Source organism: Vibrio splendidus, from assembly GCF_003345295.1.
Classification (GTDB): Bacteria; Pseudomonadota; Gammaproteobacteria; order Enterobacterales; family Vibrionaceae; genus Vibrio; species Vibrio splendidus_K.
Genome location: NZ_CP031055.1, coordinates 2,372,824 through 2,389,351, shown reverse-complemented (window position 1 = coordinate 2,389,351; position 16,528 = coordinate 2,372,824). Strand labels below are relative to the sequence as shown.

General features: G+C 44.3%; 15 protein-coding genes. 12 read left to right on the top strand and 3 right to left on the bottom strand.

From position 1 onward, the window contains the following. Nucleotides 1-75 precede the first annotated feature (75 nt). Nucleotides 76-390 (top strand): YqcC family protein, encoded by a 315-nt coding sequence (locus tag DUN60_RS10485; RefSeq protein WP_065205034.1) that lies wholly within the window; start codon nucleotides 76-78, stop codon nucleotides 388-390. Then, nucleotides 390-1,139 (top strand): tRNA pseudouridine(65) synthase TruC, encoded by a 750-nt coding sequence (truC, locus tag DUN60_RS10480; RefSeq protein ID WP_114633902.1) that lies wholly within the window; start codon nucleotides 390-392, stop codon nucleotides 1,137-1,139. The genes DUN60_RS10485 and truC overlap by 1 nt, the downstream gene beginning before the upstream one ends. Before the next feature lie 125 nt (nucleotides 1,140-1,264). On the opposite strand, the gene DUN60_RS10475 is transcribed toward truC, so the two are convergent. The 3 genes from DUN60_RS10475 to map all read right to left on the bottom strand — a co-directional run bounded on the left by DUN60_RS10475 (nucleotide 1,265) and on the right by map (nucleotide 5,505). After that, entirely contained in the window at nucleotides 1,265-1,648 is a 384-nt protein-coding gene (locus DUN60_RS10475; RefSeq protein ID WP_114633901.1) for a DUF3461 family protein, read from the bottom strand. A gap of 218 nt (nucleotides 1,649-1,866) precedes the next feature. Then, entirely contained in the window at nucleotides 1,867-4,488 is a 2,622-nt protein-coding gene (gene glnD, locus DUN60_RS10470) for a bifunctional uridylyltransferase/uridylyl-removing protein GlnD (RefSeq protein ID WP_065205032.1), read from the bottom strand. Nucleotides 4,489-4,626: 138 nt separating this feature from the next. Next, on the bottom strand, nucleotides 4,627-5,505 hold the full coding sequence (gene map / locus DUN60_RS10465; protein ID WP_004734352.1) for a type I methionyl aminopeptidase: 879 nt from the start codon (nucleotides 5,503-5,505) through the stop codon (nucleotides 4,627-4,629). A gap of 458 nt (nucleotides 5,506-5,963) precedes the next feature. Here map and rpsB point away from each other — a divergent pair, with 458 nt between their 5' ends. The 10 genes from rpsB to DUN60_RS10415 all read left to right on the top strand — a co-directional run bounded on the left by rpsB (nucleotide 5,964) and on the right by DUN60_RS10415 (nucleotide 16,528). After that, nucleotides 5,964-6,695, top strand: a complete 732-nt coding sequence (gene rpsB, locus DUN60_RS10460; RefSeq protein WP_032500394.1) for a 30S ribosomal protein S2 — start codon at nucleotides 5,964-5,966, stop codon at nucleotides 6,693-6,695. Nucleotides 6,696-6,832: 137 nt separating this feature from the next. Further along, complete coding sequence (gene tsf, locus DUN60_RS10455) at nucleotides 6,833-7,678, top strand: translation elongation factor Ts (RefSeq protein ID WP_017084154.1); 846 nt, start codon at nucleotides 6,833-6,835, stop codon at nucleotides 7,676-7,678. Between the two features lie 156 nt (nucleotides 7,679-7,834). Continuing rightward, nucleotides 7,835-8,566, top strand: a complete 732-nt coding sequence (pyrH, locus tag DUN60_RS10450; RefSeq protein WP_017072669.1) for a UMP kinase — start codon at nucleotides 7,835-7,837, stop codon at nucleotides 8,564-8,566. A gap of 98 nt (nucleotides 8,567-8,664) precedes the next feature. Next, nucleotides 8,665-9,222, top strand: coding sequence for a ribosome recycling factor (gene frr, locus DUN60_RS10445; protein ID WP_004734349.1), 558 nt, complete (start codon nucleotides 8,665-8,667; stop codon nucleotides 9,220-9,222). A 98-nt stretch (nucleotides 9,223-9,320) separates the two neighbouring features. Further along, nucleotides 9,321-10,073 (top strand): isoprenyl transferase, encoded by a 753-nt coding sequence (locus tag DUN60_RS10440; RefSeq protein ID WP_029222668.1) that lies wholly within the window; start codon nucleotides 9,321-9,323, stop codon nucleotides 10,071-10,073. Between the two features lie 15 nt (nucleotides 10,074-10,088). Beyond that, nucleotides 10,089-10,931, top strand: coding sequence for a phosphatidate cytidylyltransferase (locus DUN60_RS10435; protein ID WP_054547599.1), 843 nt, complete (start codon nucleotides 10,089-10,091; stop codon nucleotides 10,929-10,931). A 51-nt stretch (nucleotides 10,932-10,982) separates the two neighbouring features. Next, nucleotides 10,983-12,191 carry a 1-deoxy-D-xylulose-5-phosphate reductoisomerase gene (gene ispC, locus DUN60_RS10430; RefSeq protein WP_114633900.1) on the top strand — a complete coding sequence of 403 codons (1,209 nt, stop codon included), beginning with the start codon at nucleotides 10,983-10,985 and terminating at the stop codon, nucleotides 12,189-12,191. After that, complete coding sequence (gene rseP / locus DUN60_RS10425) at nucleotides 12,188-13,546, top strand: sigma E protease regulator RseP (protein WP_114633899.1); 1,359 nt, start codon at nucleotides 12,188-12,190, stop codon at nucleotides 13,544-13,546. Before ispC ends, rseP begins: the two co-directional genes overlap by 4 nt. Nucleotides 13,547-13,594: 48 nt before the next feature. After that, nucleotides 13,595-16,000: an outer membrane protein assembly factor BamA gene (bamA, locus tag DUN60_RS10420; RefSeq protein WP_004734344.1), complete on the top strand. Its 2,406-nt coding sequence runs from the start codon at nucleotides 13,595-13,597 to the stop codon at nucleotides 15,998-16,000. A 27-nt stretch (nucleotides 16,001-16,027) separates the two neighbouring features. Next, nucleotides 16,028-16,528 carry an OmpH family outer membrane protein gene (locus DUN60_RS10415; RefSeq protein WP_004734343.1) on the top strand — a complete coding sequence of 167 codons (501 nt, stop codon included), beginning with the start codon at nucleotides 16,028-16,030 and terminating at the stop codon, nucleotides 16,526-16,528.

Below are 16,528 nucleotides of genomic sequence, written 5' to 3'. Positions count from 1 at the left end.
CCTAACTTTCTTTCCTAAATAGATGGTACTCTATGCCCCAATTTCAAGGTCACTAGATAAATAACTTGGTGAAAAATGACAGCTGCCACAAAGTTACCTCTTTTACTTCAACAATTAGAACAACAAATGCGCCAATGTTCCCTATGGAGCGATGTTTCGCCTTTGGATGAAGCTCTGGCGAGCGTTGAGCCTTTTGCGATTGACTCGCTACAGCCAGAAGAGTGGTTACAGTGGATCTTTATCGTAAAGATCAACGCAATGATGGATGCCCAAATGAGCCTACCGAGAGGCTTTGCGATTCATCCTTATTTTGGTGAAGTATGGAAAAATGAGGCAGATAAAACCGAGCTGCTAGTGACGATTCAGAGCATTGATGAGGTATGTGCGTAATGTTAGAGATCATTTATCAAGATGAGTATTTTGTCGCGGTGAATAAGCCCGCCGGCATGCTGGTGCACCGCTCATGGCTCGATAAACACGAGACTCAATTTGTTATGCAGACACTGCGTGATCAAATTGGTCAGCATGTATTTCCATTGCATCGCTTAGACAGACCGACATCGGGTGTGTTGGTGTTTGCGTTGTCGAGCGAGGTTGCTTCACAGGTGATGCCGATGTTCGCTAACCATGAGATGCAAAAAACCTATCATGCGATTGTTCGTGGTTGGATAGAAGAAGGTGATACGCTCGACTACGCACTCAAGGTCGAATTGGATAAGATCGCAGACAAGTTTGCAAAAGAAGATAAAGAACCACAAGAAGCTGTCACCGTTTACGAACCGTTAGCGAAAGTTGAAGTGCCATATTCAACAGGCCGTTTCCCAACGAGCCGTTACTGCTTGGTTGAGATGATGCCAAAGACAGGACGTAAACATCAGCTGCGTCGTCACATGGCTCATCTAAGACATCCAATCGTTGGTGATACTTCACATGGTGATGGTAAGCACAACCGACTGTTCCGCGATGATTTAGATTCGCACCGTTTGTTGTTGCACGCTTCTGAGTTGCGTTTCATTCATCCTTTTACAAAGAAAGAATTAGTAATGAAGGCCAGCCTAGATGAAACGTGGTTAAGGTTGTTTGAAACCTTTGAGTGGGATACCAGCTTGGTGAATGTTGAAGCACGGTCGTCTAAGTAAAGACCAGGCGTCTAGTAAACATAGAAAATAGAATAAAAATAAAGGGCTGATAGTGATATCAGCCCTTTTTGTGTCTATGCAATCTTTGCGGTAAAACTAATGTTAGTTAGTCGCTCATCGCAGGATCATTTTAGCTTTTCTAGATCGGCTTCGATCTCTGCGATCTTACTTGATACAACCTTCTCTAAGTGGCGTAAGTCGGTAAGGATCTTCTGCTTCACATCGACCTCAGGGGTTGGCGTAGGTTTGGTGATCTTGTTGAGTTCATCAATCACAAGAGTGAGGTTGCGGTTAATCTCTGTCACTTCTTTGTATTGATTATTGCCGCCGCTAACAAGCACACTTTTTACTTGTCGTGGGTACTTAAACTTAACGCTTTTCGCGAACAGTTCACCTTTTTGCTTACGAAAGTAAATCTTCAGGATATCTTTATGAGCTTCTTGGCGAAGGGAGTAACGTTCAATCTGTTTAGGTTCGTGGATACCTAAGCCAGTGAGGTTTGGATACATAAGCGACCTCTAGGTTATGAATGTAATACTTTTATGTAATTGACTTGATCAATGTAGCAGCCTAACGACGAGCTAGATAGTTGATATCTGTGAATTGATTGTAAGTTGTGGGCAAGATCGCTCTCTATCTTTGCCCACACTTATTTGGCTATTAAAGCTGTTCCTAGAGCTAAACTTGTTTCCTAGTCCTAACTTACTTCTAGCACTAAATTAGCTTTCTAAGGTGCGAGCTCTGAAACATGCTCAGTTAATCTTTCTCTTAGCGCTTGTTCCTGTTCTTCAGACAGTCTGCCTCCCGCGTCACTGGTCAGAATAAACAAATCTTCAGCTCTCTCACCTATGGTGGTGATTTTCGCACCGTGTAAGTTGATGTCTAATTCTGCAAAGGTTGCACCGACTTGAGCCAACAACCCCGGCGTATCAAGAGCTCTTAACTCCATCAAGGTGCGTTTCTTACTCTTGGTTGGTAGGAACTCAACTAAGGTTTTTACCTTGAAATGCTGTAAGTTACGTGGCGTACGACGAGTCTTAATCTTAGTTGGGCGGCCATCAGCCAGAACATGAGTTAGATGCTTAGCGACGGCTTTGTGTCTTGCTTCATCAATCGCTTCACCGTGCTGATCCAGTACGATAAAGGTATCCAAAACGTGGCCATCTTTACTGACCATGACTTGTGCGTCGTGAACGTTAAAGTTGCGTCTGTCGAGCTCGGCAACCACGGTCGCAAAAAGTGCAGCTTGGTCTTTACAGTAAACGAATACCTCAGTGCCGCCACGTGTCGCTTTTTGGCTGATAAGCACTAAAGGTTGACTCGGATCTTCTAAGCGAAGTAAGTGTTCACAGTGCCATGCGATTTGAGTGTGTGTATGACGCAAGAAATAGTCAGCTTTGAAACGCTGCCACAACACCTCAATCTCACGAGCCGTGAAGCCTTCTTTACGCAGCAGTGCAGATGCCATTTGCTGGTTATGACGAATACGGTCTCTGACATCGACTGGGTTTTCCAAGCCGCGACGCAGTGCGCGCTGCGTAGAATGGAACAGTTCTGCGAGTAGGGTACGTTTCCAGCTGTTCCATAGTTCTGGGTTGGTCGCACAGATATCGGCTACCGTTAGGCACACCAGCAGTTCTAACGACTCTTCGTCGCGAACTTTCTTGGCGAACTCTGTGATTACGTCCGGATCGTAGATATCACGGCGTTGAGCGGTCACTGACATTAACAGGTGGTTTTGTACTAGCCACGCGACTTGTTTGGCTTCTGGCTTTGATAGCCCGTGCTCAATACAGAAAGAGTAAGCTTCAACAGCGCCAATTTCTGAGTGGTCTCCGCCGCGGCCTTTACCTATGTCGTGGAAGATAGCCGCCAGAATCAACAGCTCTTTCTTTTGAACTCGTGGATACACTTCACAACAGATAGGGTGCTTATCGTGGTTCTCGATTTGGCCAAAGCGGTTGATGTGTTTGAGTAGGCGAATACTGTGTTCATCCACGGTGTAAACGTGAAACAGATCAAACTGCATTTGACCAACAATTTGGCTCCACTGTGGCAAATAGGCCGATAGCACGCCCAATTTGTGCATCAAACTAAAGGCTTTGTGCAGTGCATTTGGGTGGCGAACCAAATCCATGAACTTGTCACGAGCTTCAGGAATGGTATGTAAGAAGCGATTCAATCGGCGACGTGCGGTTCGCAGTTGGCGCAATGTTGGTGGGCTTACCCCTTCGATAGAAGAGTCATTCGCGATATGGATAAACATATCGAGAATCGTTTCTGGTCTTGCTTGGAATAGAGCCGGCTTACGCGCTTCGATTAATGAACCTCGACGTTGGAAGTCGTTGTCGAGAATCTCGGCTTCTTGTGTTTGACCGCCATTGATGATCGCTTGATCGAACAGCTTAAGCAGCATCTTATTGAGCTCGGCTACGCGACGAAGTGTTCGATAGAACTCTTTCATCATCATCTCGACGCCACGGTTGCCTTCACCACTGTAACCCAGGTGTTCCGCTACCTGAGCTTGATGGGCAAACGTGAGACGGTTGTCGTAACGGCGTAGTTCAATGTGCAGTGCAAAGCGAACACGCCATAAGAAATCTTGGCACTCGACCAACTCACGATATTCAGCATCGGTTAGAAAGCCGTATTTGCTCATCTCCAATAAAGACGTTGCACCAAAATGTCGACGCGCAACCCAGCTCAGGGTGTGGATGTCTCTGAGCCCTCCCGGAGTCGATTTGATGTCCGGTTCTAGATTATAGGTGGTGTCGTGGTAGCGAGCATGACGCTCTCTCTGTTCTTGAATCTTGGCTTTGTAGAAGGTCTCACTTGGCCAAAATGAATCAGAATGAATCTTTAGCTTAAGTTCTTGAAAGGTGTCTTCGCTGCCACACAGTAAGCGTGACTCTTGCAGGTTAGTGGCAACGGTTAAATCATCGGTGCCGATATCAAGACACTCTGCAATGGTACGCACCGCGTGGCCGACTTCGAGTTTCAAGTCCCAGAGTAGGGTAATGAATTGACTGACTTTTTCACCCAGTGCGGGTGGCAGTGTTTTTTGCGAGACAATGAGGATATCAATATCAGACAAAGGGTGTAGTTCACCACGGCCATAGCCTCCCACCGCAACAAGTGAAATATGAGGCAGTTTGTTGAACCCAAAATGCTCCCATAAACGATTGAGAAGCAAATCCATGTATTCGGAACGAAGCAGCACCAAATCGGTGACTGGATGATGATTGAGAAATTCATTTTTTTGATACTGCGTGAAGATTTCGAGCTGATTTTTTATTTCGCAGATTTCAATTTGTTCGTCATTGAACGTAAGGGGACATTGATAAGGCATAGTCTGCTATCCGTGCAAGCAAATGAGAATAGTAAACAATTTAACAGAAGCTGATGGAAAATCGAAATTGAGCGGATAAAAAAATATCCTCGACAGGCGAGGATATTTCTAAAAGTCTGAGGTATTCAGCTTGTTGAACTAAGCGTTCTTCATGATACGTGGGATCGTATCGTCGCTGCGTAGTGTTAGTACCTCACAACCAGTATCCGTTACAACCAGAGTGTGTTCCCACTGAGCTGAGTTCTTGCTGTCTGCTGTGTACACTGTCCAGCTATCTTCGTCATCTAGACGACAGCCAAACTTACCCGCATTGATCATTGGCTCGATTGTGAAACACATGCCTGCTTTCAGTACGGTACGGTCACTGTTTTTGTAGTGAACGACTTGTGGATCTTCGTGGAACTCAGAACCAATACCGTGGCCACAGTAATCTTTTACAATAGAGAATTTAGCGCGTGGGTTGTTCTTGTTGTTTGTTTTGATGTACTTCTCAATAGCAGTACCGATTTGGCCAAGTTGAACACCTGGTTTAACCTGACGCATGCCTTCGTAAAGTGCTTCTTGAGCAACCATACACAGACGTTTGTTTGCTGGAGAAACTTCACCCACAAGGAACATCTTAGATGTGTCACCGTGGTAGCCTTGTGGACGAACACTTAGATCAGCATTTTCGTCATCAGGGACAATCACAGTGATATCAACGTTGAGAATGTCGCCATCTTTTAATACTGCAGGTTTGAATTGACCTGTGCTACCCGTCTCATCTTGTGATGCTGGAATACCGTGACACACGATGTGGTTGATAGACGTACAGATTGACTTAGGGAAACCGTGGTAATCAAGTGGTGCTGAGTATGCGCCTCTTTCTAGAGCGTACTCATGACAGATTTGGTTTAGCTCTTCTGTCGTTGTACCCACTTGGATGTGAGGTTCAATCATCTCTAGAATTTCTGAAGCCAGCTTGCCGGCGACGCGCATTTTTTCAATTTCTTCAGCAGTTTTAATTTTTACAGCCATTGCATATCTCTTAATTTGGTAGCACCTAAGTGTGCATATTGGGGCTATTCTATCAGTGCAGCATTTTAGCGCAACATTCCCATGTCCGCACAATGTTGGTGGATACTGCTCAGTCTGAGTAGATAATGTTCGGTTTAATGACGCAGACGCGATTTGAATAGGACACTATTTTATAGAGAAAATTCACCGCTAGGGATCAGTATAGCAGTCGCCATTTTTAGATTTTTTTCTAGCCATAGATAGACAAAATATGGTATAAAGCGCGCCGGACATCAGGACTGTTTTCTCCATTTGGCGAAACAAGCTTTGTGTCCACTAACTTATTTCTTTAAATCACACACATTCCGACACATGTTCCGGGGTGCCTCAACAACACAGATAACGGCTGAAAAGTGGTTAGTTGTTAGGGGTCGGATTCATGGGGAGTGTGGAGGCCTAACCCCATAGAGGATTTTAAAATGGCAACTGTATCAATGCGCGATATGCTTAAAGCTGGTGTTCACTTCGGTCACCAAACTCGTTACTGGAACCCAAAAATGAAGCCATTCATCTTTGGTGCTCGTAGCAAAGTTCATATCATCAACTTAGAAAAAACTGTACCAATGTTCAACGAAGCTCTAGCTGAAATTGCTAAAGTTGGCGAGAAGAAAGGTAAAGTTCTTTTTGTTGGTACTAAGCGTGCTGCATCTGAAGCTGTTAAAGAAGCTGCTATCAACAGCAACCAGTTCTACGTTAACAACCGCTGGTTAGGCGGTATGCTAACGAACTACAAAACTGTTCGTCAGTCTATCAAGCGTCTGAAAGAACTTGAAGCGCAAGCTCAAGACGGTACTTTCGACAAGCTTACTAAGAAAGAAGCTCTAATGCGTACTCGTGAAATGGAGAAGCTAGAGAAATCTCTTGGTGGTATCAAGAACATGGGCGGCCTTCCAGACGCTCTATTCGTTATCGATGCTGATCACGAACACATCGCAGTTAAAGAAGCAAACAACCTAGGTATCCCAGTTTACGCTGTAGTTGATACTAACTCTAACCCAGACGGTGTTGACTTCGTTATCCCTGGTAACGATGATGCAATCCGTGCAGTACAGCTTTACCTAAACGCTGCTGCAGACGCGGTTAAAGAAGGTCGTAACAAAGATGTTGCTGCTGTAGCTGCTGAAAAAGACGGTTTTGTAGAAGCTGAATAATAGCGGCTCTGAGCCATATTTAGTTCACATTAAGCGGTCATAATCGATGGCTTAAGAACTGAATACAGTCAATATCAGGGGCCAATTAATTAGGCCCCTGTTTTTTATCTTTTTTAGAATTTACTGAGGAATAGAGAATGGCAACTGTAACTGCAGCTCTAGTTAAAGAACTTCGTGAACGCACAGCTGCGGGCATGATGGAATGTAAAAAAGCGCTTGTTGCTGCTGAAGGCGACATCGAGCTAGCAATTGAAAACATGCGTAAGTCTGGCGCAGCGAAAGCAGCTAAAAAAGCTGGTAACGTTGCTGCTGAAGGCACAATCATCATTAAAGAAGACGCTGGCGTTGCTGCTCTTCTTGAAGTGAACTGCCAAACTGATTTCGTAGCTAAAGATGCAGGTTTCCTTGCATTCGCTAACGAAGTTGCTGAAGCTGCTCTAGCTGAACGTCTAGACATCGTTGCACTTCAAGCTAAATTTGAAGACGCACGTATCGCTCTAGTAACTAAGATCGGTGAGAACATCAGCATCCGTCGCGTTGAGCTTGTTGAAGGTGTTGCACTAGCTTCTTACCGTCACGGCGAGAAAATCGGTGTTGTTGTTGCTGGTGAAGGCGAAGCTGAAACGCTTAAGCACATCGCTATGCACGTTGCTGCTTCTAAGCCTGAGTACGTTAACCCATCTGACGTACCTGCAGACGTAGTAGAAAAAGAAAAAGCTGTTCAAGTTGAAATCGCTATGAACGAAGGCAAACCACAAGAGATCGCTGAGAAAATGGTTATCGGCCGTATGAAGAAATTCACGGGCGAAGTATCTCTTACTGGTCAAGCTTTCATCATGGAACCTAAGAAAACTGTTGCTGACATTCTTAAAGAGAAAGGCGCATCAGTTACTACCTTCGTTCGTTTAGAAGTTGGTGAAGGTATCGAGAAAGCGGCTGAAATGAGCTTCGCAGACGAAGTTGCAGCGGTACAACAAGGTTAATCCTTAGTGTATTGATTGAAAAAGACCGTGGCAAATGCTGCGGTCTTTTTATGAATAATGAATTATTTTTTGGCTGTTAGCTGTTATGAATGCAAACTGAGCTCTTCAGTTTTTATCCATGACTGTTAATCATCAACTCTTTGGAAGGTAAACTCCATGACTACGAACCCTAAACCGGCGTATCAACGTATTCTGTTAAAACTTAGCGGCGAAGCACTACAAGGCGAAGAAGGTTTTGGTATTGACGCGACGGTCCTTGATCGTATGGCTCAAGAAGTAAAAGAATTGGTTGAACTAGGTGTTCAAGTAGGCGTTGTTATCGGTGGCGGTAACCTTTTCCGTGGTGCAGGCCTTGCTGAAGCAGGTATGAACCGCGTTGTTGGTGACCACATGGGTATGCTAGCAACGGTAATGAACGGCCTTGCAATGCGTGACGCTCTGCACCGTGCTTACGTAAATGCACGTGTAATGTCAGCTATCCCTCTTAAAGGTGTGTGTGACGACTACAACTGGGCAGATGCAATCAGCCAACTACGTCAAGGTCGTGTTGTGATCTTCTCCGCTGGTACTGGTAACCCATTCTTCACTACAGATTCTGCTGCGTGTCTACGTGGTATCGAAATTGAAGCTGACGTAGTTCTAAAAGCGACAAAGGTAGATGGCGTATTTACTGCTGACCCAGTAGCAAACCCAGACGCAGAGCTGTATGATACGTTGTCTTACAACACTATTCTTGAAAAAGAACTTAAAGTGATGGATTTGGCTGCATTTACGCTAGCACGTGATCACAAAATGCCAATCCGTGTATTTAACATGAATAAACCAGGCGCATTACGTCGCGTGGTTATGGGTGAAACTGAAGGTACATTAATCAGCGACGCTGACTAATTTTTCGGGCTTACTGAGGTGTTATGCTTTGGTAAGCTTATCCTTATCACTCCAAATAAAAAGCTTTCTTGAAGAAAGAACATAATCAAGGTGAAATTGTGATTAACGAAATCAAAAAAGACGCTCAAGAGCGTATGGATAAAAGTGTAGATGCACTTAAAAATAGCCTGCAAAAGATTCGTACAGGCCGTGCTCACCCAAGCCTACTGTCTGGTCTTACTGTAGAGTATTACGGTGCACCAACGCCTTTGGCTCAAGTTGCTAACGTTATTGCAGAAGATGCACGTACACTAGCAATTACAGTGTTTGATAAAACACTGACTCCTTTAGTTGAAAAAGCAATCCTGACATCTGACCTAGGCCTAAATCCTATGTCTGCTGGCACGGTTATTCGTGTACCACTTCCAGCGTTAACGGAAGAGCGTCGTAAAGACCTCGTTAAAATCGTTCGTGGTGAAGCTGAAGGTGGCCGTGTTGCTATCCGTAATATCCGTCGTGACGCGAATGGCGATCTAAAAGCACTTCTGAAAGACAAAGAAATCTCTGAAGATGAAGATCGTAGAGCACAAGACGAAATTCAAAAGCTAACTGACATTGCGGTTAAGAACGTAGATGAAGTTCTAGCAACTAAAGAAAAAGAGTTGATGGAAGTTTAATTTTCCATATTCTTTTCTTTCCGGAAAAACGCTGTACTCACGGTTCAGCGTTTTTTTATGCTACTCTGTTCGACTATTAGAATTTGATTCACTCTTTTATGCATAATTCTCAAGCGTTCACAGACTCTCTTCCTAAACACATTGCTATCATTATGGATGGTAATGGCCGCTGGGCAAAAGCTCAGGGCAAGCCTCGCGTCTTTGGTCATAAAAACGGTGTTCAAGCCGTTCGTAAAACCATCTCTTCATCTGCCAGACTTGGCATTAAGGCCGTTACACTTTTTGCGTTTAGTAGCGAGAACTGGCGTCGTCCTGAAGAAGAAGTCGGTATCTTGATGGAACTGTTTATTTCAGTGCTGTCGAGTGAAGTCAAAAAACTTCATAAAAATAATCTACAATTGCGTGTTATTGGTGATAAAAGTCGTTTCAATGATCGACTACAAAAGAAGATAGAAGAAGCAGAAGCTTTGACTAGCACCAATACGGGTATGGTTATTAATATTGCTGCTAACTATGGCGGCAAGTGGGATATCCAGCAGGCAATGACCTCAATTGCTCAACAGGTAAAGTCTGGCGATATTAATGTAGATGACATTGATGAAGCTATGATTACACAGCACCTGACTATGGCAGATATTCCTGAAGTTGACCTACTTATCCGCACCAGTGGCGAGTGCCGCATTAGTAACTTTATGCTTTGGCAATTGGCTTACGCCGAAATGTATTTCACTGAACAATTCTGGCCAGACTTTAATGAAGACAGCTTAGTAGAAGCTGTGACTTGGTTTGTAAACCGCGAGCGTCGTTTTGGATGCACTGGTGAGCAAATTAAAGCTCTGATGGACAGTTAATAAGGATTTTTTGGTTTGAAACAACGAATTATTACGGCGTTGATTTTAGCTCCCCTAGTTATTCTAGGTATTTTCGAGTTATCACTTCCCACGTTTATTCTTTCACTAGCAGTAATCTCGCTATTGGGCTTTTGGGAGTGGACTCAGTTTGTCGAAAGCAAATCGCGTTATTTAGCGCTGATTCCAACGGTTGTAGTCAGTGTTGCAAGTTTTGCTTTTATCCCTTTTGATGCATTTAGCCTTAATCATTTATCTAGCGCTCACTACACCATTCTAACGATTGGCTCTATTTGGTGGGTAATAGCGAGTGGTATGGCAGTGACTTATCCTAAGTCTATGCCCGCATGGAAAGATTCTTCTCTCCTTCGTCACGCATTTGGCGTGCTGACTCTGCTGCCATTTTTCTGGAGTGTGGTTATTCTGCGCGCTAACGGTATCGATGTTGATCCTTACCACGGCGCAAAATTGGTGATGTTTGTTTGTTTGCTCGTTTGGGCTGCTGACAGCGGTGCTTATTTTTCAGGAAAGAGTTTTGGTAAGCGTAAAATGGCACCGGCGGTAAGCCCTAATAAGACGATTGAAGGTCTTATTGGTGGCATTATTACAGCGGTGATCATAGCTTGGATTTTTGCTGACTTGTTTGATATCCAATTCACAAGTCCTCTTCACATGATTGTAATTACCCTTGTGACTGTCGTCATCTCTGTTCTTGGTGACCTTGTTGAAAGCATGTTTAAGCGTGTTTCCGGGGTGAAAGACAGCAGTAATCTGATTCCTGGTCATGGTGGTATACTTGATAGAATAGATAGCTTAACGGCTGCATTCCCTGTCTTTGCTCTGCTTTATTTAGCATTCTAATAATAAAGGGCAGTGATTCTGCCCTTTATTTCATTTCTACGGTCATATGTGATGCGAAATCTAACTATCCTTGGCGCTACCGGCTCAATTGGTGCAAGTACACTAAAAGTCGTTGAACAAAACCCAGATCTCTATTCGGTCGTGGCACTGGCTGCCGGGTCGAATGTCGAAAAGATGTTGGCGTTAGTTGAAAAGTGGCAACCAAGCTATATTGCTATGGCTTGCCCTGATGCAGCATCTCAGCTGACTGAAATGCTGTCCGCTAATTACCCTAACGTTACAGTACTTTCAGGCCCAGAAGGCATGTGTCAGGTTGCTTCTCTAGAGGAAGTGGACACGGTAATGGCTGCGATTGTGGGAGCAGCAGGCTTGCTTCCTACGATGGCTGCGGTTAAGGCTGGTAAGCGTATTTTGCTTGCTAATAAAGAAGCTTTAGTGATGTCAGGGCAGTTGTTTATAGACGCCGTGGAAAAGTACGGTGCTGAACTACTTCCTGTAGACAGTGAGCATAATGCTATCTTCCAATGCCTACCGCAAAATGTACAAACCCATCTAGGTCGTTGTAATCTGGAAGAGAACGGTATCAACCATATTCTCTTGACGGGTTCTGGTGGTCCTTTCCGCTATACGGATGTTGCTGAGTTAGAATCGGTAACACCGGCTCGCGCTATTGCACACCCTAACTGGTCTATGGGTCCTAAGATCTCTGTTGACTCTGCGACCATGATGAATAAAGGTCTTGAGTACATTGAAGCTAAGTGGCTATTTAATGCTTCTCAAGAACAGTTAAAAGTCATTATTCATCCTCAGTCTGTGATTCATTCAATGGTCCAGTACAAGGATGGCTCGGTACTTGCTCAAATGGGTGAACCCGATATGTCGACGCCAATCGCTTTGACGATGTCTTATCCTAAGCGTACAGAAGCTGGCGTTAAGCCTCTGGATTTCACCAAAGTGGGCGAGCTTACTTTTCTAGAACCCGATTTTAGCCGTTACCCATGTTTAAGATTAGCAATTGAAGCGTGTTACCTAGGGCAGCATGCAACAACAGCAATTAATGCTGCCAATGAGATTGCAGTCGATGCCTTTTTGAACAATCGGGTTAAGTTTACCGATATTGCTGTCATTAATGAGCATGTTATGAGCAAAGTATGTGAACAATATAGCTCTGAGGGCTTAGATAGCTTGGAAAGCCTTCTTGAGCTAGATAATATGTCTCGTCAAATAGCCATTCAATTTATTAAAGAGCAGCTAGCATGAGTGGAATTCTGTGGAACTTCGCATCTTTTATTGTAGCGCTTGGTATTCTGGTTGCTGTTCATGAGTTTGGACACTTCTGGGTTGCTCGTCGTTGTGGTGTGAAAGTAGAAAAATTCTCGATTGGTTTTGGTAAATCAATCTGGAGCAAGATCGGCCGTGATGGTACTGAATACAGCTTGTCAGTGATTCCGCTGGGCGGCTACGTTAAGATGCTCGATGGGCGTGTTGACGATCTTTCTGAAGAAGAGCAGCAATACGCTTTTGACAAGAAGCCATTGTGGAAACGCACGGCGATAGTCGGTGCAGGCCCAGCATTTAACTTTATCTTTGCGGTGTTTGCGTATTGGCTGGTATTTTTGATTGGCGTGCCTGCGGTTAAACCGGTGATCGGTGAGGTCACCCCGCAATCTATTGTTGCACAAGCCGGAATTGAAACTGGAATGGAACTTAAATCTATTTCAGGAATCAAAACCGCAGATTGGGAATCAGTCAATATGGGTTTGATATCACATATTGGTGACCAATCCATGACAGTAACGGTTTCTTCTCAAGACGATATTGGCTTTGAGCAACAGATGACATTGGATATTTCAGACTGGTCTTTCGACCCAGAAACTGAGTCTGCAATGACAACGCTTGGTTTTAGACCGTACTCTCCAGAGATATCAACAGTGCTTGCTCAAGTTATTGATGATGGCGCTGCATACTCTGCGGGGCTAGAAGCTGGTGACAAAATTGTTGAAATTAATGGGCAGCCAATTGAACAGTGGCAGTCGGTTGTTGAGTTGATTCGCTCGAACCCGATAAAATCAATGAACCTTGTTGTACTGCGTAATGGTTTTGAACAGTCGTTGTCTATGACGCCAAAAAGTCGAGAGCTTTCTGATGGTTCAATAATCGGCTATGCGGGTATTGCTCCAGAAGTCGCAGAATGGCCAGAAGATTATCGCTTTGAGTTACAATTTGGTGTAATTGAGTCTGTAGGAAAAGCATTTGATAAAACAGGTCAAATCATTGGTTTGACGCTGACAATGCTCAAGAAGCTCATCGTTGGCGATGTTGGCTTAAACAACTTGAGTGGCCCGATTTCAATTGCTAAAGGCGCAGGTACAACCGCCGATTACGGTTTGGTTTACTTCTTAGGCTTTTTGGCTCTGATTAGTGTCAATTTGGGTATTATTAATTTGGTTCCGCTGCCTATGCTTGATGGCGGACATTTGCTCTTTTTCGCTATTGAGGCCATTACTCGTAAACCTGTCCCTGAAAAAATTCAGGAAATGGGATACAGAGTGGGAGGTGCAATCCTCTTCTCTTTGATGGCTCTGGCAATATTTAATGATTTTACTCGTCTGTGAATGGTTTCTCACAGGCATTGGTAGTAGCAAGGAATAATTAGAATAAATATGGCGATTAAGCAAATTCTGTTCGCAAGTCTATTGGCCACTAGTGTGGCTGCGAACGGAGCACAAAACTTTGTAGTTCAAGATATCAAGATCGAAGGTTTACAGCGTGTTGCACTTGGTGCAGCTCTACTGAAAATGCCAGTGCGTATTGGCGATGAAGTGGATGAAGGCGATGTATCTGAGATCATTCGTGCACTGTATGCCTCAGGTAACTTTGAGGATGTTAAGGTCCTTCGCGATGAAGGTGTTTTAGTTGTTCAAGTAAAAGAACGACCGACCATCGCAAGCATTTCATTTTCAGGGAACAAAGCGATCAAAGAAGAGCAACTTCAACAGAACCTAGATGCATCTGGTGTTCGTGAAGGTGAAGCGCTTGACCGCACAACGCTGAGTAACATCGAGAAAGGCCTTGAAGATTTTTACTACAGTGTTGGTAAATACAACGCGACAGTAAAAGCGGTTGTGACACCTTTGCCACGTAACCGTTCTGACCTTAAGTTTGTATTTACTGAAGGCGTATCCGCTAAGATTCAGCAAATCAACTTTATTGGTAATGAAGTCTTCTCTGATGCTGAGCTACTGAGCCGTTTCAACCTGAATGTTGATGTTGCATGGTGGAATTTCCTTGCGGATGAAAAATACCAGAAGCAAGTATTAGCGGGTGATATCGAAGCGTTGAAATCGTACTACCTTGACCGTGGTTACCTTAAGTTTAAGGTGGATTCTACACAAGTAGCGATCTCTCCAGATAAGAAAGGCGTTTACATCACGCTTGGTATTGATGAAGGCGAAGCCTACACCGTTAAAGATGTCGCGTTTCGCGGTGAGCTGATTGGTCGTGAGGCTGATTTTGAAGCATTAGTACCATTTGAAGACGGCGATACGTACAACGGCTCTTCTGTGACATCACTAGAAGAGGGCGTAAAGCGTATTCTTGGTGAGTCTGGTTATGCGTACCCACAAGTACGTACTATTCCTGAATTTGACGATGAGACCAAAGAAGTGTCATTGGTTATTAATGTAGAAGCGGGCAGCCGTATCTACGTTCGTGATATTCGATTTACGGGTAATAACTCGACCAAAGATGAAGTACTACGTCGTGAAATGCGTCAAATGGAAGGCAGCTGGCTTAACTCTAAGTCAATTGACACCGGTAAGAGCCGCCTTAACCGTTTAGGTTTCTTTGAAACGGTTGATGTACAAACAGTGCGTGTTCCTGGCAGTGAAGACCAAGTTGACTTGGTTTACAACGTTAAGGAAGCGAACTCAGGCAGCATCAACTTTGGTGTTGGTTACGGTACCGAATCAGGTGTCAGCTTCCAAGTTGGTTTGCAACAAGATAACTTTGCGGGTTCAGGTAACCGTGTTGGCGTAAGTGCCATGATGAACGATTACCAAAAGAACGTGAGCTTAGACTACCGAGACCCATACTGGAACCTTGATGGTGTGAGCTTAGGCGGTAAGATCTTCTATAACGAATTCGAAGCCTCTGAAGCGGGTATTGTCGACTATACCAACCAAAGTTACGGCACCAGCCTGACATGGGGCTTCCCTATGGATGAACTGAACCGTATCGAATTTGGTGTTGGCTATACGCACAACAAGATCGGTAACGTTCCGACTTATATCCAAGTGGAACAGTTCGCGAGAAGTATTGACCAGTATGGTGACGAAAACATCTTAACCGATGACTTCGATATCAATATCTCTTGGACTCGTAACAACCTTAACCGTGGTTTCTTCCCAACCGAGGGTAACCACCAACGTGCTTTCGCCAAAATGACTGTACCAGGCTCTGACGCTAAGTACTTCAAAGCTCAGTACGATGTAAAACATTACATCCCGCTGACCAAAAAGCATGAGTTCACACTTTTGATGCGTGGCCGATTAGGCTATGGTAATGGTTACGGTCAAACGGATGGTAATGATAACTTGTTCCCATTCTACGAGAACTACTACGCAGGTGGCTTTACAACGTTGCGTGGCTTTGGCTCTAACTCAGCGGGTCCAAAAGCCGTTTACGGGAGCAGTACGGGTAACAACCCTACGTACAGCTCTGCAACCGATGATTCGGTTGGTGGTAATGCGGTTGCCTTGGCAAGTTTAGAGTTAATTGTACCTACGCCGTTTGCTTCTGACGAAGCACGTAGCCAGATTCGAACCAGTGTCTTCTTCGACATGGCAAGTGTATGGGATACCGAGTTCGTAGACCGTGGTGCACCTAACAGTGGCAGCCAGTATTACTACGATTACTCTGATCCAACAAATTACCGTTCATCTTATGGTGCAGCCCTTCAATGGATGTCGCCGATGGGCCCATTGGTTTTCTCTCTAGCGAAACCCGTTAAAATTTACGAAGGTGATGATGAGGAATTCTTCACATTTACCATTGGTAGAACTTTCTAATATTTAAAGGACAATATTTTGAAAAATATGATTAAAGCAGCAGGTTTAGGCCTTGTAGTTCTTAGCTCTTCTTTCTTTGCAACAGCTGCTGAAGCTGCGCAAAAAGTGGGTTATGTAAACACTGCACAAGTATTCCAGGCTCTACCTCAACGCGAAGTTGTTCTTCAAAAAATGCAGGAAGAGTTCAAAGATAAAGCAGCTGAGCTGCAGAGCATTCAAGCAGAAGCAAAAACTAAGATTGAAAAGCTTAAGCGTGATGGTGAACTACTAGGTCCTGACGAAGTTGAGAAGCTTCGTATCGAAGTCGGTCAACTAGACAGTAAGTACAAAATCAAAGCTCAAGCACTAGAAAAAGCAAGCCAACGTCGTGAAGCGCAAGAGAAGCAGAAGCTATTCAAAGTGATTCAAGATGCTGTAACTAAAGTTGCAGAGAAAGAAGGCTACGACATGATTGTTGATATTCAAGCTCTGCAGTACGGCAAGCCGGAATACAACATCTCTGAGCAAGTAATTAAATCACTGAAATAA

Coding starts and splice junctions, on each gene's coding strand:
- DUN60_RS10485 (WP_065205034.1), top strand. CDS start 76: ATGACAGCTGCCACAAAGTTACCTCTTTTACTTCAACAATTAGAACAA.
- truC (WP_114633902.1), top strand. CDS start 390: ATGTTAGAGATCATTTATCAAGATGAGTATTTTGTCGCGGTGAATAAG.
- DUN60_RS10475 (WP_114633901.1), bottom strand. CDS start 1,648: ATGTATCCAAACCTCACTGGCTTAGGTATCCACGAACCTAAACAGATT.
- glnD (WP_065205032.1), bottom strand. CDS start 4,488: ATGCCTTATCAATGTCCCCTTACGTTCAATGACGAACAAATTGAAATC.
- map (WP_004734352.1), bottom strand. CDS start 5,505: ATGGCTGTAAAAATTAAAACTGCTGAAGAAATTGAAAAAATGCGCGTC.
- rpsB (WP_032500394.1), top strand. CDS start 5,964: ATGGCAACTGTATCAATGCGCGATATGCTTAAAGCTGGTGTTCACTTC.
- tsf (WP_017084154.1), top strand. CDS start 6,833: ATGGCAACTGTAACTGCAGCTCTAGTTAAAGAACTTCGTGAACGCACA.
- pyrH (WP_017072669.1), top strand. CDS start 7,835: ATGACTACGAACCCTAAACCGGCGTATCAACGTATTCTGTTAAAACTT.
- DUN60_RS10440 (WP_029222668.1), top strand. CDS start 9,321: ATGCATAATTCTCAAGCGTTCACAGACTCTCTTCCTAAACACATTGCT.
- ispC (WP_114633900.1), top strand. CDS start 10,983: ATGCGAAATCTAACTATCCTTGGCGCTACCGGCTCAATTGGTGCAAGT.
- rseP (WP_114633899.1), top strand. CDS start 12,188: ATGAGTGGAATTCTGTGGAACTTCGCATCTTTTATTGTAGCGCTTGGT.
- bamA (WP_004734344.1), top strand. CDS start 13,595: ATGGCGATTAAGCAAATTCTGTTCGCAAGTCTATTGGCCACTAGTGTG.
- DUN60_RS10415 (WP_004734343.1), top strand. CDS start 16,028: ATGATTAAAGCAGCAGGTTTAGGCCTTGTAGTTCTTAGCTCTTCTTTC.